Origin of the sequence: Aequorivita flava (assembly GCF_038742595.1) — a bacterium.
GTDB lineage: Bacteria > Bacteroidota > Bacteroidia > Flavobacteriales > Flavobacteriaceae > Aequorivita > Aequorivita marisscotiae.
Window position 1 is genome coordinate 33972 of the sequence record NZ_JBANCF010000003.1, and the last position, 24107, is coordinate 58078.

Annotated in this window: 24 protein-coding genes; 11 read left to right on the top strand and 13 right to left on the bottom strand. The window is 38.1% G+C overall.

Features of this window, described 5'->3' with window-relative positions; all coding sequences use genetic code 11:
* The first annotated feature begins 44 nt into the window (after nucleotides 1-44).
* The 3 genes from VZD24_RS04905 to VZD24_RS04915 all read left to right on the top strand — a co-directional run bounded on the left by VZD24_RS04905 (nucleotide 45) and on the right by VZD24_RS04915 (nucleotide 3142).
* Nucleotides 45-1409: an MFS transporter gene (locus VZD24_RS04905; RefSeq protein WP_279449065.1), complete on the top strand. Its 1365-nt coding sequence runs from the start codon at nucleotides 45-47 to the stop codon at nucleotides 1407-1409.
* Between the two features lie 81 nt (nucleotides 1410-1490).
* A complete protein-coding gene (locus VZD24_RS04910) occupies nucleotides 1491-2297 on the top strand; it encodes a DUF3472 domain-containing protein (protein WP_279449066.1) in 807 nt (268 codons plus the stop codon).
* 197 nt (nucleotides 2298-2494) lie between these two features.
* Nucleotides 2495-3142 carry a carbonic anhydrase gene (locus VZD24_RS04915; protein WP_342687188.1) on the top strand — a complete coding sequence of 216 codons (648 nt, stop codon included), beginning with the start codon at nucleotides 2495-2497 and terminating at the stop codon, nucleotides 3140-3142.
* Nucleotides 3143-3189: 47 nt separating this feature from the next.
* Here the strand turns inward: VZD24_RS04915 and VZD24_RS04920 are convergent, their stop codons facing one another.
* The 7 genes from VZD24_RS04920 to VZD24_RS04950 form a co-directional block, all read right to left on the bottom strand.
* Entirely contained in the window at nucleotides 3190-3768 is a 579-nt protein-coding gene (locus VZD24_RS04920; RefSeq protein WP_342687187.1) for a T9SS type A sorting domain-containing protein, read from the bottom strand.
* 80 nt (nucleotides 3769-3848) lie between these two features.
* Nucleotides 3849-4736 (bottom strand): DUF5777 family beta-barrel protein, encoded by an 888-nt coding sequence (locus tag VZD24_RS04925; protein WP_342687186.1) that lies wholly within the window; start codon nucleotides 4734-4736, stop codon nucleotides 3849-3851.
* A gap of 4 nt (nucleotides 4737-4740) precedes the next feature.
* On the bottom strand, nucleotides 4741-5118 hold the full coding sequence (locus tag VZD24_RS04930) for an OB-fold protein (protein WP_279449069.1): 378 nt from the start codon (nucleotides 5116-5118) through the stop codon (nucleotides 4741-4743).
* A 13-nt stretch (nucleotides 5119-5131) separates the two neighbouring features.
* Complete coding sequence (locus VZD24_RS04935) at nucleotides 5132-5680, bottom strand: YceI family protein (protein WP_342687185.1); 549 nt, start codon at nucleotides 5678-5680, stop codon at nucleotides 5132-5134.
* 5 nt (nucleotides 5681-5685) lie between these two features.
* On the bottom strand, nucleotides 5686-6048 hold the full coding sequence (locus tag VZD24_RS04940) for a c-type cytochrome (RefSeq protein WP_237603079.1): 363 nt from the start codon (nucleotides 6046-6048) through the stop codon (nucleotides 5686-5688).
* A gap of 123 nt (nucleotides 6049-6171) precedes the next feature.
* Nucleotides 6172-7677 carry a hypothetical protein gene (locus VZD24_RS04945; protein WP_342687184.1) on the bottom strand — a complete coding sequence of 502 codons (1506 nt, stop codon included), beginning with the start codon at nucleotides 7675-7677 and terminating at the stop codon, nucleotides 6172-6174.
* Between the two features lie 167 nt (nucleotides 7678-7844).
* Nucleotides 7845-9605, bottom strand: coding sequence for a hypothetical protein (locus VZD24_RS04950; RefSeq protein WP_342687183.1), 1761 nt, complete (start codon nucleotides 9603-9605; stop codon nucleotides 7845-7847).
* A gap of 103 nt (nucleotides 9606-9708) precedes the next feature.
* On the opposite strand from VZD24_RS04950, the gene VZD24_RS04955 reads away from it, so the two are divergent.
* The 3 genes from VZD24_RS04955 to VZD24_RS04965 are packed head-to-tail and all read left to right on the top strand — an operon-like array spanning nucleotide 9709 to nucleotide 13727.
* The gene (locus VZD24_RS04955) at nucleotides 9709-10218 is read left to right on the top strand and encodes an RNA polymerase sigma factor (RefSeq protein ID WP_279449073.1); all 510 of its coding nucleotides are present in this window, start codon (nucleotides 9709-9711) and stop codon (nucleotides 10216-10218) included.
* A gap of 40 nt (nucleotides 10219-10258) precedes the next feature.
* Nucleotides 10259-11185 carry a FecR family protein gene (locus tag VZD24_RS04960; RefSeq protein WP_342687182.1) on the top strand — a complete coding sequence of 309 codons (927 nt, stop codon included), beginning with the start codon at nucleotides 10259-10261 and terminating at the stop codon, nucleotides 11183-11185.
* A complete protein-coding gene (locus VZD24_RS04965; RefSeq protein WP_342687211.1) occupies nucleotides 11166-13727 on the top strand; it encodes a TonB-dependent receptor in 2562 nt (853 codons plus the stop codon). The genes VZD24_RS04960 and VZD24_RS04965 overlap by 20 nt, the downstream gene beginning before the upstream one ends.
* Nucleotides 13728-13836: 109 nt before the next feature.
* Here the strand turns inward: VZD24_RS04965 and argS are convergent, their stop codons facing one another.
* Nucleotides 13837-15624: an arginine--tRNA ligase gene (gene argS / locus VZD24_RS04970; protein WP_342687181.1), complete on the bottom strand. Its 1788-nt coding sequence runs from the start codon at nucleotides 15622-15624 to the stop codon at nucleotides 13837-13839.
* Between the two features lie 249 nt (nucleotides 15625-15873).
* Between argS and VZD24_RS04975 the strand changes: the two genes are divergently transcribed.
* Nucleotides 15874-16506, top strand: coding sequence for a MarC family NAAT transporter (locus tag VZD24_RS04975; protein WP_279449076.1), 633 nt, complete (start codon nucleotides 15874-15876; stop codon nucleotides 16504-16506).
* Here VZD24_RS04975 and VZD24_RS04980 read toward each other — a convergent pair.
* Nucleotides 16503-16709: a hypothetical protein gene (locus VZD24_RS04980; RefSeq protein ID WP_279449077.1), complete on the bottom strand. Its 207-nt coding sequence runs from the start codon at nucleotides 16707-16709 to the stop codon at nucleotides 16503-16505. The genes VZD24_RS04975 and VZD24_RS04980 overlap by 4 nt on opposite strands.
* 126 nt (nucleotides 16710-16835) lie before the next feature.
* On the opposite strand from VZD24_RS04980, the gene VZD24_RS04985 reads away from it, so the two are divergent.
* Nucleotides 16836-18278 (top strand): SDR family oxidoreductase, encoded by a 1443-nt coding sequence (locus VZD24_RS04985; RefSeq protein ID WP_342687180.1) that lies wholly within the window; start codon nucleotides 16836-16838, stop codon nucleotides 18276-18278.
* Here the strand turns inward: VZD24_RS04985 and ctlX are convergent.
* The 4 genes from ctlX to VZD24_RS05005 form a co-directional block, all read right to left on the bottom strand.
* A complete protein-coding gene (ctlX, locus tag VZD24_RS04990) occupies nucleotides 18275-19177 on the bottom strand; it encodes a citrulline utilization hydrolase CtlX (protein WP_373693816.1) in 903 nt (300 codons plus the stop codon). The two genes, VZD24_RS04985 and ctlX, sit on opposite strands and share 4 nt — an antisense overlap.
* Before the next feature lie 208 nt (nucleotides 19178-19385).
* Nucleotides 19386-19763 (bottom strand): hypothetical protein, encoded by a 378-nt coding sequence (locus VZD24_RS04995; protein ID WP_342687179.1) that lies wholly within the window; start codon nucleotides 19761-19763, stop codon nucleotides 19386-19388.
* Between the two features lie 121 nt (nucleotides 19764-19884).
* On the bottom strand, nucleotides 19885-20283 hold the full coding sequence (locus VZD24_RS05000) for a rhodanese-like domain-containing protein (RefSeq protein ID WP_279449080.1): 399 nt from the start codon (nucleotides 20281-20283) through the stop codon (nucleotides 19885-19887).
* Between the two features lie 13 nt (nucleotides 20284-20296).
* On the bottom strand, nucleotides 20297-20608 hold the full coding sequence (locus tag VZD24_RS05005) for a rhodanese-like domain-containing protein (RefSeq protein WP_279449081.1): 312 nt from the start codon (nucleotides 20606-20608) through the stop codon (nucleotides 20297-20299).
* Nucleotides 20609-20888: 280 nt separating this feature from the next.
* Here VZD24_RS05005 and VZD24_RS05010 point away from each other — a divergent pair, with 280 nt between their 5' ends.
* The 3 genes from VZD24_RS05010 (at nucleotide 20889) to trpD (ending at nucleotide 24091) form a co-directional block, all read left to right on the top strand.
* A complete protein-coding gene (locus VZD24_RS05010; RefSeq protein ID WP_342687178.1) occupies nucleotides 20889-22352 on the top strand; it encodes an anthranilate synthase component I family protein in 1464 nt (487 codons plus the stop codon).
* 103 nt (nucleotides 22353-22455) lie between these two features.
* Entirely contained in the window at nucleotides 22456-23022 is a 567-nt protein-coding gene (locus VZD24_RS05015; protein WP_279450219.1) for an anthranilate synthase component II, read from the top strand.
* Nucleotides 23023-23095: 73 nt separating this feature from the next.
* Nucleotides 23096-24091 (top strand): anthranilate phosphoribosyltransferase, encoded by a 996-nt coding sequence (trpD, locus tag VZD24_RS05020; protein WP_342687177.1) that lies wholly within the window; start codon nucleotides 23096-23098, stop codon nucleotides 24089-24091.
* Nucleotides 24092-24107: the final 16 nt, after the last annotated feature.

The following is a 24107-nucleotide window of genomic DNA, read 5'->3' on the forward strand; positions in this document are numbered from 1 at the left end:
CATAAAAAAGGAAGATTTTAATCTTTCCATTAAAACCTAGAATCATGGCGAACGAAACTACTATCAGAAAAAAAAGATTGGGCAGGATCTTGACCGACAATGCCTTAACCAGGTATATTACCTTTTCGGCACTTTATATTGCCCAGGGAATTCCCGAAGGCATTACCTTTTTTGCAATTCCCGCTTGGTTGGCCATGAACGGCAAGTCGGCTATGGAAATCGCAGCATATGTGGGGGTTGTTGGGATTCCGTGGAGCTTTAAAATTGTGATTGCGCCTTTGATCGATCGTTTCACCCTGTTGGCAATGGGCAGAAAAAGACCGTGGGTGATCTTTGGGCAGCTTGGTTTAATCATTAGTTTTTTATGTATCGGGTTGGTTCCCGATCCGTTGACCAATCTTTCCGCCTTAATGGTTGCGGGTTTTTTCATCAGTTTTTTTGGCGCATTTCAAGACGTGGCAACCGATGGCATGGCCGTGGATGTTATTCCCGGGAACGAACAGGCCCGGGCCAATGGCCTTATGTGGGGGGCCAAAACCATCGGCATTTCGGCGTCATTGCTTATGGGTACTTGGCTTATCAATACCTTTGGTTTCCCTACGGCTATCTCTTCCCTTTCCATTGCGGTGGCAACCATTATGCTTTTCCCGATTTACTTTAAGGAACGGCCGGGCGAAAAGACAATGCCCTGGACAGCCGGGGCAGTTTCCCCAGATTCGAAGCAGACACAATTGCGAAGCTGGAAGCACATTTTTAAATGCCTTTACAAGGTTCTTCGGTTAAAATCGAGCTTGGTATTTGGCCTTGGGGTTTTTGCCGTGGGTTTAATGTTCGGACTTATTGACACGCTGCTGCCTATTTTCAGCATTCAGGAATTGGGGTGGACAAATTCGTATTTTTCAAATGTATTTTCCATTACAACGGTAATTGGAGGTTTTTTGGGCATGTTCATCGGGGGCTATCTGGTGGACTATTTTGGAAAAATCAAAATGCTTTCGGTGTATTTATTTTTCTTGACCCTACTTATAGCCGTATTTGCATCCCTGTCCAATCTATGGGGAAATAATTTAATTGTTTACGCCTTTATCCTTTCCTATTACACACTATACACATTTTTGTGCATTGCGGTGTTCGCATCGGCGATGCACCTTTGCTGGAAAACTGTTGCCGCGACCCAATTTACCCTTTATATGGCACTTTCCAATATGGGGCGCGCTGCCGGAGCTGCAATGCTCGGGGTTTTGAAAACAAATTTTACTTGGGAAATCGTCTTTTTCATTATAGCCGCTATGCCCGTGATTATGATAATCCTTATTCAACTTATAAACTTTAAGAAACACCGGGTTACCGTGGATAGCTTTGTTATTTTGAAACAAACGGTCGTGGCGCCACCTGTATTAAAAGATTAATAATAAAATGGAAAATCCTTGTCAGTAATCTGTTTCGGGTATTTAAAGCAAATGAAAACAACTAACCTAAAATCAACAATAATGAAAAATTTCAAGCAAATTTATACTTCAGCTGTCCTACTATTTTTTGCCGGCAATAGTTTTTTAATGGCACAAAATAATACGGGCGATAACGAATTAACCTTTAAATCGCCCTCTTATATAGCGTCAGCAATATTTAACTGGCCGCAATTAGATGCTGACAGCAAAGGATATAATAATTTAGATTTCTTTCTTACCATAGAAAAAGAAGCCCCCAATTTCTATTGGGCACAGCAATTCTCTTTTAAAAATGGTAAAACAGGATATATGGGCCTTCAAAATTCGGCTTTGTATAAAGGTGAGAAAACAAAAATTGCCATTTTCTCGATTTGGGAAGCAAAAACTGTCGAAAGTCCAAATGGTTTTACCGAAGCCTTTGGGCATGAAGGTTTTGGGTATTCTTGCAGGATAAAATACAACTGGCAGGAAGGACGTAAATACCGCATAAGGGTTTGGGAACTTGGCAAGGCAGAAGCACCAAATAGCGGAACTTGGTGGGGATCTTGGGTTATGGATATGGAAACTGGAAAAGAGGAATTTATAGGAAAAATCTTGGTTCCGGATACTTGGGAATGGCTTAATGCTACATCCTACAATTTTACTGAATATTGGGGCTCACAAGATGGCAATAGACATCCATGTAGTAGTATTGGGTATACAAAAACCATTTATGATTTTCCAACCATGGCCAACGGAGCTGTAAAACCTACCAAAGCAATCTTTGAAAGAAATGACGAATGTGCATCACTTACAACAACGGGACAAATTGGGCCAAATACTTATATAGTAGAAGCAGGAAGCCAATAAATTCTGAAAAGTCATATCAACAATCAATCATCAAGTTACCCAATATCTCCACCAAATTGCAGGTTTTGGAAGTTCCAGAAAAATCCAATCAACTTAAATAATGTTCAAAATTAATAACTAACGGAATATATTTTGAAGTTGCAAGCAAAACTGCTTTTACTGTATCTTTATAGCCTGAATAAAATCTTCAGAAAAATATGGATATAGCACAAATTTTTAAGAACAATCAAACCTGGGTGAGTGAAAAATTAGGCAACGATCCCGACTATTTCAAGAACCTAGCCAACGGGCAAAACCCAGATATTCTCTATATAGGTTGTAGCGACAGCCGCGTAACTGCAGAGGAAGTTATGGGGGTAAAACCGGGAGATGTTTTTGTAATGCGGAACATTTCAAATATGGTTTCCAACTTAGATTTAAGCGCGATGAGCGTTATTGATTATGCCGTTGATGTTCTAAAAGTAAAACATATTGTTATTTGCGGCCATTACGGTTGTGGCGGGGTTAAAGCTGCTATGCAATCTAAAGATTTGGGGATTTTAAATCCTTGGCTGCGTAATATACGAGATGTGTATCGCCTGCATCGCGATGAGTTAAATGGTATTGCAGATGAAGAGGAAAAATACAAAAGATTGGTAGAGCTTAACGTACAGGAGCAGTGCGTAAATGTTATAAAAACTGCCGATGTTCAGATTGGCGTGCGTCAAGGACGTTTAACCGTTCACGGGTGGGTGATGGATATGGCTAGCGGTAAACTGATAGATTTAAAAATAGATTTTGAAAAAGTATTGGAAGGCATTATGGAAATCTATCATCTGGATAAAGATGAGTTAGAGTCAAAATAAAAAAGAGGCTGTTTTTTTAACGGCCTCTTTTTAAGATTGAAGTGCTTTTATCGCTTCACAATTTTAAAAGTCGATTCCATTTCTCCAGAAACGGCTTTTACAAAATACAACCCACTCTCTAATTTAGATAGATCAATTTCTGTAATGTTTCCATTGGCAGCCCCTTGTGCAACCAATTTACCCAATACATTGTGAATTTTGTAACTATCTAGTTTGTAAAGGGAAGCCACGGTTAACTTATTGGTTACGGGATTGGGATAAAATGAAATATTCATTTTAAATTTTTCTTCAATTGAAGCAATATTATCTACCGTAATAGTTCCTTCCATATTTGAATGTACATCGCATTCGTAGTCATTTACACCTATTTCAGTAAAAGTGTACGAAAATTGCGTACCGCTACCCGTTAGTATTCCACTGTCAAAACTCTCCTGGCTTCCAGAATCGCTTGTTACCGAATGTGGAACCTCGTCTGTCCACGTCCACCGTACAGTATCTCCCGGTTCAATGGTGATGCTGGCATCCCCATTCGGAATTCCAACATACCAGTCTAGATCAAAAGTTGTTTGTGCACTAGCCAATGTAGCTATTAGTGCCATTGTAAAAAATAGTTTAAATTTTATCATAATGTTTAATTTTAGGTTAATAAAAAATTTTACTACTTTATGTACTTTAAGTTTCATTTAAAAAAGGAATGAAATATTCTTTAAAAAACACGACTAATATTAAAGCCGAAAAAGAAATTACCATCTACCCAATCACCTTGTCCCTGCACAATAAATCCTTCTTCAAACATGGCTTGAGCATTTGTGAAATGCATTTGAAACACGTGACCACCCGTTTCAATATCTACTCCCACCGAAAGTGGATTTCTATAACTGGAATTATCATTTCGGTTTAAATGAATTCCATAATCTGCGTTGATACTCACTCGAGTTGAAATTTTATATCGCCCTCCCACACCCAGTGCGAATTGATTGGAATTTTCGTCATAATTCACCGTGGTCCCATTTGGCAATACCTCACGACTACGCGTTGCTAAATTTTCATGGATATATGTTGGGGCGAGCAATACTGAAAATGATTCACTAAATTTTTTCGACAGCAACAATTGCGAAGTGTATGTAAGCCTGTCTTCAAATTCCAGATTTGTATATTGGTCTTTTTCCAACGAGGTATTTACTGTAACCAAATTATAACCTACTACGGTCAACGGAAAGCCGTCCCGCTCCTGCGGAATTAAACGGTATTTAATATGCGCTCCATATTTTTGTTGAAAAGAACTTCGTGCAATCCCTACATTCAACCAATTAGTAAAACCGTAAATAAATTTTAGTTGGGTGACTGCATTGTCCAATCCAAAAAAATCTTTAATTCCGTTTTTCACTGACCCAAAACGGTGCGCCACTACAAAATAGAAATCGTTTTTGTCGGCAAGCTTTGTGGTTTCAAAGTTTACTACTTTTAAACCTTTAAAGGCTGCGGTCACGGTTTTATCTACTTCCACTTCGCTTTCAAGATCATCTAATAAGTCATCCTGAGCGAAAAGTCCAAAGGGAAGAAAGCATATTAAGAGTGCTATATTTTTCATCATGGTTCTATTTTATCACTGTGCTTTGATCCAGCTTTACAATTTCAAATAACTCGTCATACCCTATACATCTGCCTTTAATTTTCACTTTATCCTTTACGTTAACTTCTGTGCTCAAGGCGTCAAAACTGGCATAAACGCTTTCATCTAGGGTGATGGCGTTTCCTTCTATGTTGGTTATAACTCCCGTTACGGTTATGGTTTTATTCAGCAGGTCCTCAGCATTATTTGTTTTAAAACGTTCCAATAAATACGGCGCAGTAATCTCTAGCTGTGAAGTTTCAGTTTTTATATTTCTATGGTCTTGGTATATATAGTTATAGCCAAAATAGCCTACTATCGCTAGTAGTAAAAGGGCGATTAAAAATATTCTTTGCTTGCTCATCGGTTCTATTTTTTTATTGTTTTTGTAGGCTGAATTCAACAAAAACGTTTACATCTTCGGCTATTTTATTGCTGACAATCGAAGGGATTTTTATATTGAAATCTTCCGGTTGCATAACAAATTGGGCCGTAAGCATTACGGTATCTCCATTTACAGAAATAACAGCGGGCACGTCCATTTCTTTATCGGTTCCGTGCATATTAAATGTGCCTTTAATAGAATAGTCACTCTTTCCTGAGATTTCAGAAATGTCAAAATCTTGAATAATTCCTTTAAAAGTCGCTCTTGGATATTTTGAAGATTCTATATAATTTTCATTAAAGTGTTCTTCCATTAAAGCCACTTTAAACCGAAATCCTTTCATTAGTGCGAGAGCCGCAAACTTACCAGTTGACGCATCTAAAACGGCACTCACGTTGGAGTTTGCCGCCTTTACTTCTTCAAAAGAAGGAACTGACGCTTCAAAATCTATTTGTCCAGTTTTGGTAGCGTATTTTTCTTGCCCTACAGCCGAAACTATAAAGGCGAAACAGATAATTGCAAAAGTGATTGTAGTTTTCATAAATTTTAATTTTCCAGTAGGCCATCTAGGTTCCACTGCGTTATTAAATCAATTTGTTGTTGTGGCAAGCGCGGGCCACCCAAGGGCATCAAACCTTGCTCGCCTTCTTCTCTGCTAATACGGTCTATTAAATCGCGATCTTCCACGGCATCTTTTACTTCAGAATAATTTGTTAAGGGCATTGGCGCACCGTTTTGTGGTGGATTGCTGTGGCAAACCGTACAATTATTTTGAAATATAAAAGCAACATCTTGATAGGTTACCAGCTCCCCTTGATTTTCTTCTTGAATCTCTTCAATATCATCATAGGTACTGGCGGTACAGCCAAGCAGTAAAAATGAAATTAAGATTAGAGCCACTGTTTTCATAAAGATGTTTTTTAGTTTTTATGTTCAATTTATTTTTCAAAAATGGAGGGCGCCGTAGTAATTGGATGACAAAATCACATCGCAGTTACATATTTATCACCCGCCAAAAAATTGACTAAAATGCTATAGTTTTTCAAAAGTTAAATAATCTGTGCCGCCGTTTCCACCGCTAACATCAAAGAGTTCAACTCTAGTGCTTGTGTAGGTATCAACATCCCAATCATCATTAAATTCGTCAAAAGGAATTGCAGTTCCAAAATCTAGTATTACATCAAGACCGCTTCCGCTTGTTACGACACTCCATGTTCCGCTAATGGTATTATTGCTATTTACTGCAAGCACACTGCCATCTGCGTTAAATGTAAGCGCATAGCCGTTGTAATCGTTTGTTTCATCATCGCCGTCGTCTATGTAGCTTGCTACTAACCATTGGCCATCAATTAAGATATTTGTTAGCTCCGTTGTGTTTCCACCACCGCTGCAACCTTGGTACGGATTTCTTCCGAAATCGAGATAATCTGTACCGCCGTTTCCGCCGCTAACATCAATTAATTTTATAATTTCAGTGTCAAAACTTAGCACATCCCAATCGTCGTTTAAGTCGTCAAAAGGATCGTCGCCACCAGTTATTTCGAAGTTTAGAATAAGGTCTATTCCGCTACCACTACTTGTAGCTGTCCAAGTGCCATTAACAGTGTTGTTAGTACTTGTAGCCGTAACCGTTTCATCTGAATTAAATGTGAATTGATAATCTACATAATCACATGTTTCGTCATCACCATCGTCGTCTAAAAGATTTACGTACCAAACACTGGTTGTAAGGTTATCGACAAAATTTGAAGTATTTCCACCCCCGCCGCCACCATTCGGGGTGCGTTCAAAGGTTAGGAAATCTACGCTGCCGTCGCCGCCGCTAATGTGTTTCAGTTTAATAATATCTTGTGTTGCTTCAATAATGTCCCAATCTTCATCTAATTCATCAAAAGGATCGGTATTACCGAAAAACAATAATAAATCTGGAGTTGTGCTAGTTGTTAAATTCCAAGTTCCATTCACGGTGTTTGAAGTACTTACCGCTTGAGCCGTGTTATCTGTTGCGAAGGTAAATTCATAGCCTGCAAAATCACCAGTTTCATCTTCATCGTCGAAAAAATAGGTTACAAACCAGGAATCTGTAGTTAATATAGTTTCAAAATCTGAAGGAATACCGCCGCCATTGGCAGAACAGTCAGAAATTAATGCTACCAATTCGGCATTGCTATTCACTTCTACAATAGTTCCATCTTGCAACACCACACTAATAGGAAACTGCAGCGCGATGTAAGTGCCATTTTCTAGTGAAAGCAATAACGCCAATAATTCCCCATCGTTATTAACCGTTTGTGTACCGGTTTGTTGCTGGTTAGAATTGTATATGAAAAATGTAACCGGATAAACCAGATCTATACAATCTATTGAAGACGTATTATTAACGTCTGTAGTGCGAAGCAATAAATTGCCTAATTCAGAATCTACTGCAATTAAATTTGAATCTGGATTTTCGGTAGGTTGTGAGTCGTCTTCGGAGCAGGAGTTGGCCACAATCATTAGAAGACAAATAAATACTGATAATTTGATGAATCTAGACATTGTAATTTCTTTTTGGGTTTTATATAAGTAAGACAGGCAACGCAATAAAAACCCTACCCTTAAATTGACTTTTTTTATAAAAACCCTGAAATCTCAATTTGATTTATAAAAAAAACCATCCAAAAGTGGGATGGTTTTACGGGGAAGCTTAAAACGCTGGGGGAAAATTAATTCTGTTTAAATATTAAAGTATCTTCTATTTGCCCTTGACTATTTCTAGTTATAAAAGTTACTGAAGTGGGTGCATATTGCAAAGCTTTATATTCTTGACTGTCTGCTCCATTTATTGGGCTATCCATATCAAATTCAAAATTGAGTTCTTGGCCAGTTACGGTTACAATCCATATTCCGTAAACGTACTCGGTGCCATTGGTGGCATAAACGGTTTCGTTGTTGTAAAAGTTGAAATTGTATCCGTTAAATTCTTCCGTTTCATCGTCGCCATCGTTCAAGAATTTTTCAACATACCAAGTTCCAGATTCAAGAATATCGCGCAGCTCCTGTGGATCGGGACCTCCGCCACCGCCACCGTACGGTTCACGACCAAAAGTAAGGTAGTCTGTACCACCGCCACCACTTACGTCGGAAAGTTCAATAATAGTTTGGGTGGCTTCCAGCACATCCCAATCATCGTTCAATTCCTCAAAATCACCGTTAGTTGTTGTTTCAAAATTCAGGATAAAGTCTAAATTACCACTGTCCATTTGGGCAGTCCAGTATCCGCTTATTGTATTGTTATTGCTAACTGCAGTGGCTGAACCATTTCCGAAGAAAGTAAATTCATATTCATTGAAATTTGCGGTGTGGTCAACCCCATCCTCTTCCAGCAAATTAACGTACCAACTTCCGGTTATCAAATTTTCAATAAAAAGATTGAGCTCTGTATTTGTTCCACCAGTGTTTGGTTCGCGACCGAAGGTTAAATAATCTATGCTTCCATCGCTTCCGCTAATGTGTTTAAGTTTAATAAAATTTGCGTTGGCTTCAAGAATTTCCCAGTCTTCGTCAAGTTCATCCAGCGGGGAATTTGTTCCAAAGAAAAGATCAAATTTTAAATCTTCTACCAGTGCCCAGGTTCCATTCACCACCACGCCTGATTTTACACTCTGCGCCGTGCCATCTAATGCAAAAGTGAACGCGTATCCGGCATAGTTATCCGTTTCATCGTAATCGTCAAAAAAGTAATCTACATACCAGGTACCCGTTGTTAAATCTTCTTCAAATTGCGAAATATCAATGGGGTCGTCGTTGGTGTTTGCTACACATTCTAAAATTAATGTTTGCAGCTCTTCGTTGCTATTTACTTCTACTACTGGCCCCTCTTCTAAAATCGTCGACACAGGATAATCGAAACTTATAAAATCATCTGAGCCCAAATTATACAGATAATTGAAAAGTTCCCAATCATTCCCAATTGCAACGGTTCCTGTTCGTTGTTGCGCCGAATTATAGGTGAAAAATGAAACTGGATAAACAATATCCAAACAGCCTATTTCGGTATTGGTAAGATCGCACGTAGCGGCAAGGGCATCCAATTCGGCTTGATTGGTTATTGTTACTTGGGTGTAATCAAACAATTCCAACGAAATTGGATATAATATTTCTAAGGTATCGGTATCGTTCGGAAACAGATTAAAAATCTCCTTAATTAAATTTATATCCTCAGGAGTGTTTACCGTTACTTGCTGTCCGTTAGCTATTACAGTTACGGGTAGGATTACCGAAGCACAGCTATTCCCATCAATTAAATCGTCGTAGGCTCCCCGACTTTGGGATGTGCGCAACAACAATTCGGTTAATGGCGAACTGGCGGTAATGGTTTCTTCCTCGGTTTCATCAATATGCTCCTCTTCTTCTTTCTGACAAGAAAAAAGTGATACACTTAATAGAACCAAAAAAATAAAACGGAAGAAGTATGATTTTTTCAAATTTTAAACCTTTATGCTACAGTTATAACAAATTAATAAAAATTAACCCTACCCTGCAAATTGAATAACTTTTAAATATATTTGAAAATTAGCAATCCCCTTTATGAAACAACCCGAAAACGTCTGTAACGAAAATACATTTGCCCAGTTGTATGAGGCGCACGGAAAACCGGTTTGGCGGTTTATATATTTTAAATGTGGCGACACAGCGCAAGCCGACGATTTGGTGCAGGAAGCGTTTATAAAACTGTGGCAAAACTGTGCGAAAGTCACTAAAGAAAAAGCAAAATCGTTTTTATACACTGTTTGTAACAATGCTTTTTTAAATGAAGTAGCGCATAAAAAAGTAGTTTTAAAACACGCTAAACGGCAGCCTGATAAAACCAATTATCAGTCTCCAGAATTTGTAATGGAGGAAAATGAATTTCACGAAAAACTGAAAAACTCTATTGAAAATCTTACCGAAGCACAACGCACCGCTTTTTTATTAAATAGAATAGAAGGTAAAAAATATGCCGAAATAGCCGAAATGCTTAACATTTCGGTAAAAGCTGTAGAAAAGAGAATGAGCCAAGCGCTGGCTATTCTTAGAAAGGAAATAGGAAATGTTTAAAATTAAAAGTAGGGTAACGGTTGGCTGAACTGTTTCACTTATGAATACAATAAAAATGGATAAAGATTACATTTTACATAAATGGCTAAATAATGAAGCCACGCCCGAAGAACTGGAGCAATTAAAAGCAGACCCCAAATATGCTTCGTATTTAAAGATTGCAGATGCTAGTTCAGGTTTTGAGGTTGCCGATATGAATTCCGAAGCAAATTTTAAAGCTATTTCAAATAAAACAAAACCTGTTCGCCAGTTACAAAAACCGAATATGTTTTCAGTTGTTTGGAAAGTGGCTGCGGTATTCGCATTATTGCTTGCGGGATATTATTACACTACAACCCTCGATACTTCAATTAAAACTGAAGTTGCACAAACCGAAACCTTTTCGCTGCCCGATGGGTCTGAAGTAGCTTTAAATTCGGGTTCAAAAATTACGTATAACAAAAAAAATTGGGACGATTCCCGCGAACTTTCTTTAGATGGCGAAGCGTATTTTAAAGTAACTAAAGGAAATAAATTCAGTGTAAAAACTGCAGAAGGAATTGTAAGCGTGTTGGGCACACAATTTAATGTTGCTGCACGCGACGGACTCTTTACCGTAACGTGTTACGAAGGCTTAGTAAGCGTCGCCTTTAACAATAGTTTGATAAAACTTCCCGCTGGGAAAAAAATAGAAATAATAAATGGCAAATTAGTTGCCAACGAAGTCACTGATAACCAATCCCCACTGTGGCTTCAACAAGAAAGTAGTTTTAACAATGTACCGCTACAAAGGGTTATAAATGCTTTGGAAAGACAATATGTGGTGAAAATAAATTTAAAAAACGTAAATTTAGAAAAAAGATTTACGGGCACATTTACCCATAAAAATCTTGAACTTGCATTAAAATCAATTTGTGAGCCCCTGCAATTGACGTATAAAATAAATAAAAACGGAGCAGTAACCATTGATGCCAAACATAGCAAGTAGCTACAGAGTTTTTGTTTTCTTTTTGGTGTTCTGTGTTTTTGGCGCAAAAGCCATAGCACAGGAAACCGAAGCCACTACACTTTTAACCTATTTAGAAACGTTAGAAAAAAAACACAATGTGCGTTTTTCGTACGTTCGCGAAGAAATTGAAGGAATAAAACTGAAAAAACCTACCGAAAATTTAGCATCAATAGAAAGTGAACTTTTATACCTTCGGGAAAACACGCCATTTCATTATAACCGCATTAACGAGCGGTACATTACAATAACCAAAAAAGAAAATACTGGGCTTCTCTGCGGTAGAATAATCGACTTTGAAACTCAGTTGCCATTGGTTGGAGCCACTGTTATTTCAAATGATAATTCTTTTAAAACAATTACCAATGCCGAAGGTTTTTTTTATGTTCCACTTCAAAATAAAAACACAGCCTTTACTGTTACTTTTGTTGGCTATTCGCCTCTTACAAGCAGCACAGCTACACTTTCAACAGATTGTGTCGCACTGTTGATGCTCCCCTCCGTTTCAACGCTTGAACCCGTGGTTATTCAAAATATATTTACCAAAGGAATCGATAAAAATACAGATGGTTCAATCCTTCTTTCAACGGCACATTTTGGCTTATTGCCTGGGCAAATAGAAAACGATGTTTTACAAATTGCACAAGCCCTTCCGGGAGTTGAAAGTGTGGATGAAACCATTTCAAATATCAACATTCGCGGTGGGATGCACGATGAAAACTTGCTGCTTTGGGACGATATAAAAATGTACCAAAGCGGGCATTTCTTCGGACTTATTTCAGCGTTTAACCCAGATCTTACCAAAAGGGTAACACTGTATAAAAACGGCACCAACATTCGTTATGGCGAAGGGGTTTCGGGCGTGCTGGATATGCGTTCACAAAATACAGTTTCATCAAAAACCGAAGCGGGAATCGGCTTCAATTTAATAAACGGAAGCGGATTTTTGGATATTCCAATTTCTGAAAAAGCAAGCCTTCAAGTTGCGGGAAGAAAATCTATCAATGAAGTTTGGGAATCGCCAATTTATAAAAATTACACCCAACGAATTTTTCAAGATAGCGAAATAAACAAGGCTGAAAGCACCCAAAACAACATAGGTATTAGCACAGATGAAGATTTTAGTTTTTACGATTTCGGCACCAAATTGCTGTGGGATTTTTCAGAAAAAGATAAAATTCGTTTCAACTTTTTAACCATCGATAATTCACTCGATTTTACTGAAACTTTAGCAATAAACTCGCAGTCTAAAACCAGTAAATTAGACCAACGCAGCTTGCTTGGCGGCGTTTCTTGGAATCGCTCGTGGAACGATAAATTTGAAACCACGATTTTAGGTTACGGCACCTATTATTTACTGGACGCAATTAACCGCGATATTTTTACTACTCAGGAACAAATTCAAAGAAACGAAGTCTTGGAAACAGGCGTTAAACTTGACGCGAACATGCTACTTTCTGAAAATCTAAAACTTCAAACTGGCTATCACTTTTCGGAAGTTGGCATTGCAAATACGCAAGATGTTAACCTGCCGCGATTTCGTAATTACGAAAAAGATGTATTGCGAACACACACCCTTTTCGCTGGAATAAATTATCATTCAAAAAACCAAAAGACCTTTGTGGTTGCGGGTGTCCGGGGGAATTATTTCGACAAATTTGAAGAAATTTTAATCGAACCCCGATTTAGCTTGCATCAAAAATTCTTAAACGGTTTCGCTATTGAAGTTTTGGGTGAGTTTAAAAGCCAAAGCGCAACGCAAAGAGTCGATTTTGAAAGCGATTTTCTGGGCATCGAAAAAAGACGCTGGATTTTAGCCGACGAAGAAAACACGCCAATTTTAAAAAGCAAACAAGCTTCGGCAGGATTGGTTTACAGCAGGAATGGACTATTTTTAAATGCTGAAGGATTTTATAAAGTCGTGGAAGATATAAACAGTGCGAACCAAGGATTTCAAAATCAATTTCGATTTACAAAAGCAATTGGAAATTACACGGTGAAAGGCGCCGAATTTATAATCAATAAAAAATCGAAAACATTTAGTGCGTGGGCAAGTTATGTGTTCAGTAAAAACGATTATGAATTTATAACGCTCGTACCACCAACCTTCCCGAATAATTTAGATATGCAGCATGCCGCAACGCTAGCGGGAAGCTATTCGTGGGATGCTTTAAAAATTGCATTGGGATTAAATTGGCACAGCGGAAAACCTTACACCACTCCCCTAAAAGATGCTGAAACCACAACCGACGGCGGTTTAACCACAATCCAATACAACCCTCCTAATAATGAGCGACTGCCAAATTATTTTAGAACAGATTTCTCTGCAGAGTATCTCTGGAAATTATCGCCAACCATTGATGCGAAAATTAACATTGCGCTTTTAAACATTCTGAATGCCGAAAATACTGTAAACATTCGGTATGCGATAATTCGAGATGAAAACAACGAAGTTTCAGTAAATAAAGTAGAAGAAATTTCCTTGGGAATTACGCCCAACTTTTCGTTTCAGGTTTTGTTTTAAGAAGTGGTGAGTGGTGAGTGGTGAGTGGTGAGTGGAAAAAAAACATAAAACTCTGCGCCTTTGCGTGCAAAATTTCTCTCGCAAAGGCGCCAAGTCGTAAAGAAAAAATCTACATTCGCTCCGGAACCTCGATTCCTAACAGTGCGAAAGCACTTTTTATAACCTCAGCAACCGCTGCCGAAAGCTGTACTCGGAAAGCCTTTTCTGTTTTATTATCCGTTGCCAAGATTGGTACGTTTTGGTAAAAACTGTTGAATTCTTTAACCAAATCATACGTATAATTTGCAATCAAAGCTGGACTGTAATTAGCTGCTGCCAACTGAATGGTCTCAGGGTATTGTTGAATAATCTTTAAAAGTTCTTTTTCCTTTGGATGCATTTCGATTCCTTCACCGAAAGAGGTTTCGACTGCGCTCAACCTGACATCATCAGCTTTTCGGAGAATTGACTGAATCCGTGCATAAGTATATTGAATAAAAGGACCTGTGTTTCCTTGAAAATCTACGCTTTCTTCTGGGTTAAAAAGAATCCGTTTTTTTGGATCAACTTTTAATATATAATATTTTAAAGCTCCTAAGCCAATCATTCGGTAAAGTGCTTCTTTTTCTTCTTCCGAAAAATCATCAATCTTTCCAAGTTCTTCCGAAATGGTTCTTGCCGTATTGGTCATTTGAGCAATTAAATCATCGGCATCTACCACGGTTCCTTCGCGGCTTTTCATTTTGCCCGAAGGAAGATCCACCATTCCGTAACTTAAGTGAAATAGGTTTTCAGCCCAAGAATAACCAAGTTTTTTCAGGATTAAAAATAAGACTTTAAAGTGGTAATCCTGCTCGTTTCCAACGGTGTAAATCATACCGCCAACATCGGGATGATCTTTTACGCGCTGCACGGCGGTACCAAGATCCTGCGTCATATAAACTGCAGTGCCATCACTGCGCAAAACCAGCTTTTCGTCTAGGCCTTCTTCGGTTAAATCGCACCAAACCGAGCCATCGTCTTTCATAAAGAAAACATCGTTTTTTATGCCTTCTTCAATAATATCCTTTCCTAAAAGGTAGGTGTCGCTTTCGTAATAATAAAAGTCAAAATTTACACCGATAGACTTATAAGTTTCCTCAAAACCGCTATAAACCCAGCCGTTCATTTTGTTCCAAAGCGCTACGGTTTGTTCATCGCCGGCTTCCCATTTGCGAAGCATTTCTTGGGCTTCAAGAATAAGTGGCGCTTGCGCTTTTGCTTCTTCTTCGGTTTTACCTTCAGCTTTTAAAGTTTCAATTTGCTTTTTATATTCCTGATCGAATTTTACGTAATAATTACCAACGAGCTTATCGCCTTTTAAATCGGCATCGGCAGGGGTTTCGCCATTTCCAAACTTTTCCCAAGCGAGCATACTTTTACAAATATGTATGCCCCGGTCGTTTATAATTTGGGTTTTATACACTTTTTTACCCGCAGCCTTTTCAATTTCAGAAACTGAATAACCCAGCAACACATTTCGAACGTGCCCTAAATGAAGTGGTTTATTAGTGTTTGGCGAAGAGTACTCAACCATTAAAGCTTCTTTTCCCTGCGGCACTTTTCCGAAGGAAGAAAAATCCGCAACGGAACTGAAAAAGTTTAAGTAATACGCATCGCTTAAAACGATGTTTAAAAAACCTTGAACCACATTAAATTTTTCAATTTCTGTAACGTTTTCAACCAAATAGTTTCCAATGGCTTCACCAATTTGCACTGGATTTCCTTTTACCACCCGCAACATAGGGAACACAACAGCAGTAATATCGCCCTCAAAATCTTTGCGCGTAGGTTGCAATTCTACCGATTCAAGTTTGGCGCCGTACAGTTTTTCTACTGCTGTTTTAATTTGATTGTCTAACGTTTGTTGAAGTGTCATTACTATAGTTTTTTAATATGGCGAATTGGGTTGTCCAGGTTTCAGAAATTTTGGCAAAGATACACGTTTTTAAATTTGAAGGATTTAGGAATGGGTGAACTTTATACGAAAAAAATATAGTGCAAATCGCAGCTAATTATTTTGAAAACATCGTAAAATCATCACATTTTCAACAACTGCATTTAAACTTTTGATAACATAATGGTAATCTCAAAATTGAAAAACCGCGCTTCCTTTGTTTAAAAAACTATGGATATATTTTTATACGTATTTGCGGCACTTTTTTCAGTAATAAACCCTTTGGGGACGGTGCCTGTTTTTGTAGGATTAACGAGTGATGAAAATCCTGAGGAACGAAACAAAACTTCACTTTTAACCACCGTTAATGTTGCTGTTATTTTAATAATTTCCTTTTTTGCAGGAACTTATTTGCTGGATTTCTTCGGAATAAGTTTAAATGCATTGCGTATTGCAGGTGGAATGATAATCGTTACTTCGGGCTTTGCGCTGCTCACGGGAACTTTTTCAAAACACAAGGGAATGAAGAACAAGCGGGTGCGAAAAGATTTAGACAAACGAGAAAAATTTTCATTAACACCGCTAGCAATTCCAATGCTCGCAGGCCCTGGATCAATTTCACTATTAATTACTTTTAATCAGAAATACCAAGCAACCAACGAAATTGTATTTGTAATTTTAGCCGTATTAGCGGTTGGTTTAGCCACTTTTCTAATTTTGCGAAGCTCTCATTATATCAGTAAGTTTTTAGGTGCTTCCGGTATTAATGCAATTTCCAGAATTGTTGGGTTTATTGTAATAGCAATAGGTATAGAATATATTAGCGCCGCCGTTATTTCTATCTTAAAAACGATACATATTTAATTCCGATTTTTAAGCAATGCGCCCGCCACCAAAGCCAAAACCCCAATGCCGATCATCCCTAAAGTTTGATTTGTTAATCCCTCTTTGGCATTGACTTCCAAAGGACCAATATCCAGTACTTGCTGCGGCACGAATGCATTGTAAAGTCCAAATACAATTAAAACAATTCCTACTATTAGCAAGACAACTTTTAAGATTTTCATCGAATTAAAATTTTACTGGTTGAAGTTTTAAAGATACCGCTTTGAAAAATATAGCAGGCTATTTGTTAACGGGTTTTTAACTGATGTTTAATTATATTACTTTATCTTTAAACAAATTATAAAGTATTGAAAATTTTACTCACTGGCGCCAATGGCTATATTGGCATGCGATTGTTACCCGAACTACTTGAAAACGGACACGAAGTGGTATGTGCAGTTCGCGATAAAAATAGATTGCCCTTAGACCCTAAAACCACCGAGCGAATAAGCGTGGTTGAAGTAGATTTTGCCGAAGAGGTACAAACCGATTCCTTCCCAACAGACATAGATGCGGCTTATTATTTAATACATTCTATGAGCGGCTCCACCAAAAATTTTGACGAAATGGAAGCCCGTTCGTCCGAAAATTTCAACAAATACATGGCGGTAACGTCGGTTAAACAGGTAATTTATTTAAGCGGAATTGTAAATCAGGAAGAATTATCAAAACATCTTTCTTCCCGAAAAAAGGTTGAAGAAATTTTATACAAGGGCAACTATAATCTTACGGTGCTTCGAGCGGGAATTGTAGTAGGTAGCGGCAGTTCTTCTTTTGAAATAATAAGAGATTTATGCGAAAAATTACCAATAATGATTGCGCCCAAGTGGTTAAAAACAAAAATCCAGCCCATTGCAATTCGCGATGTGATTGCCTTCCTGTATGGGGTTTTAAATAACGAAAAATGCTATAATGAATCGTTTGATGTTGGCGGACCCGATGTTTTAACATACCGGGAAATGTTAGAAAAATATTCTAAAATTCGCGGATTAAAACTTTGGATTATTCCCGTACCCGTTATGTCGCCACGACTATCATCGTATTGGCTTTATTTTGTTACCTCTACTTCATATAAACTTGCTGTAAACCTTGTAGATAGTATGAAGATGGAAGTTGTTGCCCGAGACAATAAACTTCAAAAAATATTGAATATTCAACCAATTTCATACGAAGAAGCAATTAAAAATGCATTTATAAAAATTGAACAAAATTTGGTTATCTCTAGTTGGAAAGATTCGTTGACCGCCGGGAGGATTTCGAATTTAAAGGAATACATTCAAGTGCCAAAATACGGCTGTTTAAAAGATGAACAAATTATTAAAGTAACTGATCCGGAAAACGCTTTAAATAATATTTGGGCAATTGGGGGAACCCAAGGATGGTATTATGCTAATTCGCTTTGGAGAATACGTGGTTTTATCGACAAACTTTTTGGGGGAGTGGGTTTACGGCGTGGCAGAACGCATCCCGATAAAATTTACGCTGGTGATGTTTTAGATTTTTGGCGCGTATTGTATGCCGATAGAGAAAACAAACGTTTGCTCCTTTTTGCCGAAATGAAGCTCCCGGGAGAAGCCTGGTTAGAATTCTGCATTAACGAAGAAAACAACCTAATACAAACCGCCACTTTTAGACCCAAAGGTTTGTGGGGCCGCCTATATTGGTATTTAATGCTGCCCTTCCACTATTTTATTTTTGGAGGAATGATAAAAAATATCGCAAAAGGAAATTACGTTTCTAAACCAGATTAAGCTTTTGGCAAAAACACTTCGGCCATCATACAACGGGCGCTTCCGCCGCCGCAGGTTTCAATGGTTGTAAGATCGCTGCTTAGTATTTGGCAGTGTTTTTCAATAGTAGTTATTTGCTGTTTGGTTAAACTATTGTGAGCAGCAGAACTCATTACCAAATACTTTTTGTCCTTTCCCTGAACTTGAAGCATATTGCCTGCAAAATGGTGCATTTGAGCTTCGGTAATTGGAATAATCTCTTTTCCGTCCTTTTTTAAATGCTTTACTACATTTTTCTTTTCAACAGCATCGTCAATACTGTCCAAACAAATAACGCAGAATTTTTCTGCCAAACACATCATTACATTCGTGTGATAAATTGGCACACGATTTCCATCAACAGTTTGGTTCGCGGTAAATATTACAGGGAAATATTCAAAATCTTCACAAAACTCAATAAGCAGCTCCTCATCGGCGCGTGCGGAAAGTGCGCAATAAGCTTTATGGTTTACGCGGTCCAGCAATAAACTTCCCGTGCCTTCCAGAAACAGGCCATCATCTTCGGCAGATGTATAATCGTAGATAGTGTTGATTTTAAAACCTTCATCTTCCAATCGGATTAAAATTTCTTCGCGTCTTTCTCGCCTACGGTTTTCGGCAAACATTGGATACAAACCTATATCGCCATTTTCGTGAAAACTAATCCAATTATTCGGAAAAATTGAATCTGGCGTATCCATACGTAAATCGTCATTTTCAACAATAACTTGCACACCTACCGCTCGCAGTTTTTCAACAAAAGCATCAAATTCCTTCTGAGCTTTGGTATTTATTTCAGCATTTTTGAGCGCTATGTCTTCTTGAAAAAAATTATTCACCGCCGTTTGCTCATTCATACGAAAAGCTACCGGGCGTATCATTACGATTGTATCTGTTATTTGTCTTGCCAATTCATGAAATTTTAGGCTGCAAATTTACAGGAATTTCTTTCTGAAAAAATGCTTTAAACAGGAATATTAATTTTGATTTTTACAATTGAATTATTTTAAACCGAAATAGAAAAGATTAGTACAGATTTCTTGCACGATACCTCCGTTTCTGATCTATTTATAGAGAGAGAAATTTAATTTAGGCACTTAAAAAATGATCGTCGTTATTTAAGAAATTGCTGTATTTTAAAAGAAGTGTTTTATAATACTTGTCTTGAAGCTGCCCACTTTTAAGGCATCCTGCGAGGGTTTCCTCTAAACTGGTATAAGAGAGTGTGTCTGCCACGGCATCTTTCATATTAAATAACCGAACAGGACTTGTAGTTAACGGTTTGGAATTCCAAATGGAAATTAATTTTTTGCCATAATCAACTGTCACCTTTACCGCACCAAACGAAAACAATAACAACTCTTTGTGCAATTCCTGAAATTCAGAGTTTGGGCAAAGCTCGTCCATACAACTTATTGCCACGAGCCGCCGCATTTCATTTTGTACAAATTGTGAGTTAGTATCCATTTCCAAAATTAGTTATCTTGAAGATACTTAATTTTGGCGTTTGATTGTTCTTTGAAGTTGCACTTTAGCGTGAGTTTAACTCACAAAGCAGGGCATCGTTAAATAAATTAAGAATTGGTTTTTAATTCGCTTCTTGAAGTCCTTGGCTGTCCCAATTTAAAAATCCACCTTCCATATCGTAGATTTCCTTAAAACCCATTTCTTTCATAATCTGGGCTGCCCGGGCACTTCTTTTTCCGCTTCGGCAGTATAGATAAACAGGTTCGTCTTTGTCTAACTTGGCTACCTTTTCTTTAAAATCATCGTCAGTAACACAAATATTTTGCGCTGTTTCTAAGTGATCTTCGCCATATTCCTCCTTGGTACGCACATCTATCAATTGCAAATTTTTGCTATTGCTAACTGCGTCATATACTTCTTGAGGCGATATTACTTCAATACCATTTTGCGTATTGTTGTCTTTGCAAGCTGTGGTAAAAAGAAGCATCGCTAATCCAAAAACAAAAATTATCTTTTTCATAATATACTCAGATTTAATTATTTATTTCACCATTCCACTCCATAATTCCGCCCTTGAGATTATAGGCATTTTTTACGCCAACAGAATTCAGCAACATGCAAGCTTGTCCGCTTCTACCACCCGAACGGCAGTAAACGTAGTAGCTTTTGTTGGGGTCTAATTCTTTAATCTTTTTTATAAATTCAGCACTATTATGAATATCCAATTGCAATGCCCCCGGAATGTAACCTTCCTCAAATTCGGCATCGGTACGCACATCCAAAATTACTGCGTTTTCGTCATTTTCGCACTGCTCGCACCATTGTTCTTGAGTTAAATCTGCCATATTTTAAATTTTTTAGCAAAAATAAGGAATCAAATATGAAGCGAAACTTAATTTCAAAAAATTATTATCATATTGTGAAATTTCAAGAAAAACCTTTTTATATTTGAACCCGAAACAATGAACACATTTACACAAAATATTTGGTGGTGGAAAAACTTACGGCAAATCTCGTGAGCGGAACACCTATGGTATAAAAATATACGAAAAGGCTTGTCAATCACGACAAGCCTTTTTTCATGCCCGCAACAGCCGACAATTCTCAAAATATAGTATTCTAAAAATGAAATATAACTTAAAAACACATTCAAAAAAACTATTGGCAGACACCCTCACGCCGGTTTCGGTGTATTTACGGTTACGCGATAAATTCCCGAACAGCCTACTTTTGGAAAGTAGCGATTACCACGCCAACGACAATAGTTTTAGCTATATCTGTTTCAATCCAATCGCATCAATTAAAGTTGAAAATGAAACCATAACACAAAAATTTCCGGATGGAAAATCAACCTGCATAGCTGTCTCCCCCATGGGGGGAGATGCCCAACGGGCAGAGGGAGACAAGGGGGACCGAGGGGATACTGTTCCAAAAATTTTAGACGAATTTGCCTCCTCTTTTTCAATAAAATATGTTGAGCCTTCCCCTCTTCGAGGGGATCGAGGGGGAGCTGGTCTTTTCGGCTTTATGGCCTTTGATGCCGTACGCTATTTTGAGGATATTTCGCTTTCAAAAAAAGAAGAAAATCTCGGAATGCCAGATCTGTATTACGCCGTTTACCAAAACATCATTGCGATAAACCATTTTAATAACGAAGCCTACATTTTTGCACATTGTTACAATTCCGAAAATAACATTGCGCAGATTGAACAGATTTTAAAGTCGAAGAATTTTGCCGAGTTTCCTTTTAAAAGAAATGGTCCGCGAAATACAAATCTCAACGATGAAGATTTTAAAGATTTAGTGCGAAAATGTAAGGAGCATTGCCAACGCGGCGATGTATTTCAAATTGTGCCCAGCAAACGTTTTTCGCAGCAATTTACAGGCGATGAATTCAATGTTTACAGAGCTTTGCGAAGTGTAAACCCTTCCCCCTATCTTTTTTATTTCGACTACGGAAATTTTAAAATCTTTGGAAGTTCGCCCGAAGCACAATTGGTCGTAAAAGGAAATACAGCAGAAATTCATCCAATCGCAGGCACCTTCAAACGCACTGGGAACGATGAGCAGGATGCCGAGCTCGCCAAAAAACTTTCTGAGGACAAAAAGGAAAACAGCGAACACGTAATGCTCGTAGATCTGGCGCGAAACGATTTAAGCCGCCACGGAACAAATGTAAAAGTAGAAACCTATCGCGAGGTTCAATTTTTTTCGCACGTTATTCATTTGGTCAGCAAAGTTACGGCAACAAAAAATCCTGAAACTTCAACTATGCAGATTGTTGCAGACACTTTTCCAGCAGGAACTTTAAGCGGCGCCCCCAAACACAAAGCCCTGCAATTGCTGGAAAAATACGAAAACAGAAGTCGCGAATTTTACGGCGGCGCTATCGGTTTTATGGACTTTAGCGGTAATTTTAACCACGCAATAATCATCCGTTCCTTTGTGAGCAAAAACCATACATTGCATTATCAAGCGGGCGCTGGTGTAGTTTCAGAAAGCAATGAAGAAAACGAATTACAGGAAGTTTATAACAAACTCGGTGCTTTAACGAAAGCCCTTGAATTAGCAGAGAAAATAGCCCCCTAACCCCCGAAGGGGAAATTTAAACCCAATATAAATGAAAAGTAAAATGTTAAATAAAAAACCAAAACAAGCTCCCTTTCCCTTTGGGGAAGGGCTGGGGATGGGGATGAAAATATTAGTAATAGACAATTATGACAGTTTTGTTTACAATCTCGTCCATTATTTAGAAGAATTGGATTGCGAGGTTACTGTAAAACGAAACGATAAATTCACTTTGGAAGAAGTTGAAAATTACGATAAAATTTTGCTTTCCCCCGGTCCGGGTATTCCGGATGAAGCAGGTTTACTGAAGGAAGTGATTCAAAAATACGCAACCTCAAAACCAATTTTCGGCGTGTGTTTGGGGCAACAAGCAATCGGGGAAGTGTTCGGCGGGAAATTGGAAAACTTGAGCCAAGTTTTTCACGGTGTTGCAACAAAAGCAACAATAATTTCAGAAAACGAACCGCTTTTTAAGGGAATTGAAAAAGATTTTGAAATAGGTCGTTACCACAGTTGGGTGGTTTCCAAAGAAGATTTTCCGGAGGTTTTGGAAATTACCTCCGTAGATGAAAACGGACAGATAATGTCGCTCAGACATAAATTTTACAACGTATGCGGCGTGCAATTTCATCCCGAAAGTGTATTGACACCAATGGGAAAAATGATCGTTAAAAATTGGGTAGAAAGCTGAAAAAGTAGTGTTCAGTGTTCAGTAGTAGTATTCAGTAAAAACTTGGTGCCTTTGCGCCTTTGCGAGGAAAAAAATGAAACAAATTCTAAACAGATTAATAAACCACGAGCAACTTTCAAAAGAAGAAGCGCGTACTGTGTTGGTAAACATTTCCGAAGGAAAATACAACCAAAGTCAAATTGCCGCATTTTTGACAGTATATATGATGCGAAACGTGAGTTTGGAAGAATTGGAAGGATTCCGCGATGCATTATTAGACCTGTGTTTGGCGGTAGATTTTAGCGAATACAACACTATAGATTTATGCGGCACAGGCGGCGATGGAAAGAATACTTTTAATATTTCAACTTTGGCATCGTTTGTTACGGCGGGCGCTGGAATAAAAGTCGCCAAGCATGGCAATTACGGAGTTTCTTCCGTAAGCGGCAGTAGCAATGTGATGGAAGCATTGGGAATAAAATTCAGTAATAAAAAAGACTTTTTAAAACGAAGTTTGGACGAGGCCGGAATTTGTGTTTTGCACGCTCCCCTCTTTCACCCTGCAATGAAAAATGTAGCGCCAATTAGAAGGGAATTGGGTGTAAAAACCTTTTTCAATATGCTCGGACCAATGGTAAATCCTGCATTTCCAAACAATCAATTGGTGGGGGTTTTCAATTTGGAATTGGCGCGGATGTACGGGTATCTCTATCAAAAAAGTGAAAAAAAATTCGCAGTGCTGAACGCAACGGACGGTTATGATGAAATTTCACTTACGGGCCCCGTAAAGGTTATTTCGAAAAATTCAGAAAACATGTTGAATGCCGAGGAATTTGGCGTGAAAAAAATTCGCGAATCTGAAATATTCGGTGGTGAAACGGTAAAAGCTTCCGCCGAAATATTTTTGGATATTTTAAACGGAAAAGGCACCGAAGCACAAAATAACGTGGTTTGCGCAAATGCTGGAATGGCCATTTCAGTAGTTGAAGATTGCACTGTTAAAGAAGGTTTTGAAAAAGCGACGGAATCTTTACAAGCTAGAAAAGCATTGCAATCATTTAAAAAATTACAACAACTATCGGAAAGATGAATTGGGAGCGACGAGC

Bases quoted from the DNA above. Each gene is read 5' to 3' on its own strand.
- VZD24_RS04960 (WP_342687182.1), top strand. From the start codon at position 10,259: ATGAATACAATAAAAATGGATAAAGATTACATTTTACATAAATGGCTA.
- VZD24_RS04955 (WP_279449073.1), top strand. From the start codon at position 9,709: ATGAAACAACCCGAAAACGTCTGTAACGAAAATACATTTGCCCAGTTG.
- VZD24_RS04915 (WP_342687188.1), top strand. From the start codon at position 2,495: ATGGATATAGCACAAATTTTTAAGAACAATCAAACCTGGGTGAGTGAA.
- VZD24_RS04930 (WP_279449069.1), bottom strand. From the start codon at position 5,118: ATGAGCAAGCAAAGAATATTTTTAATCGCCCTTTTACTACTAGCGATA.
- VZD24_RS05005 (WP_279449081.1), bottom strand. From the start codon at position 20,608: ATGGCAGATTTAACTCAAGAACAATGGTGCGAGCAGTGCGAAAATGAC.
- VZD24_RS04905 (WP_279449065.1), top strand. From the start codon at position 45: ATGGCGAACGAAACTACTATCAGAAAAAAAAGATTGGGCAGGATCTTG.
- argS (WP_342687181.1), bottom strand. From the start codon at position 15,624: ATGACACTTCAACAAACGTTAGACAATCAAATTAAAACAGCAGTAGAA.
- VZD24_RS04980 (WP_279449077.1), bottom strand. From the start codon at position 16,709: ATGAAAATCTTAAAAGTTGTCTTGCTAATAGTAGGAATTGTTTTAATT.
- VZD24_RS04965 (WP_342687211.1), top strand. From the start codon at position 11,166: ATGCCAAACATAGCAAGTAGCTACAGAGTTTTTGTTTTCTTTTTGGTG.
- VZD24_RS04925 (WP_342687186.1), bottom strand. From the start codon at position 4,736: ATGATGAAAAATATAGCACTCTTAATATGCTTTCTTCCCTTTGGACTT.
- VZD24_RS05000 (WP_279449080.1), bottom strand. From the start codon at position 20,283: ATGAAAAAGATAATTTTTGTTTTTGGATTAGCGATGCTTCTTTTTACC.
- VZD24_RS04935 (WP_342687185.1), bottom strand. From the start codon at position 5,680: ATGAAAACTACAATCACTTTTGCAATTATCTGTTTCGCCTTTATAGTT.
- VZD24_RS04975 (WP_279449076.1), top strand. From the start codon at position 15,874: ATGGATATATTTTTATACGTATTTGCGGCACTTTTTTCAGTAATAAAC.
- trpD (WP_342687177.1), top strand. From the start codon at position 23,096: ATGAAACAAATTCTAAACAGATTAATAAACCACGAGCAACTTTCAAAA.
- VZD24_RS04995 (WP_342687179.1), bottom strand. From the start codon at position 19,763: ATGGATACTAACTCACAATTTGTACAAAATGAAATGCGGCGGCTCGTG.
- VZD24_RS04910 (WP_279449066.1), top strand. From the start codon at position 1,491: ATGAAAAATTTCAAGCAAATTTATACTTCAGCTGTCCTACTATTTTTT.
- VZD24_RS04945 (WP_342687184.1), bottom strand. From the start codon at position 7,677: ATGTCTAGATTCATCAAATTATCAGTATTTATTTGTCTTCTAATGATT.
- VZD24_RS04920 (WP_342687187.1), bottom strand. From the start codon at position 3,768: ATGATAAAATTTAAACTATTTTTTACAATGGCACTAATAGCTACATTG.
- VZD24_RS05010 (WP_342687178.1), top strand. From the start codon at position 20,889: ATGAAATATAACTTAAAAACACATTCAAAAAAACTATTGGCAGACACC.
- VZD24_RS04940 (WP_237603079.1), bottom strand. From the start codon at position 6,048: ATGAAAACAGTGGCTCTAATCTTAATTTCATTTTTACTGCTTGGCTGT.
- ctlX (WP_373693816.1), bottom strand. From the start codon at position 19,177: ATGATACGCCCGGTAGCTTTTCGTATGAATGAGCAAACGGCGGTGAAT.
- VZD24_RS05015 (WP_279450219.1), top strand. From the start codon at position 22,456: ATGAAAATATTAGTAATAGACAATTATGACAGTTTTGTTTACAATCTC.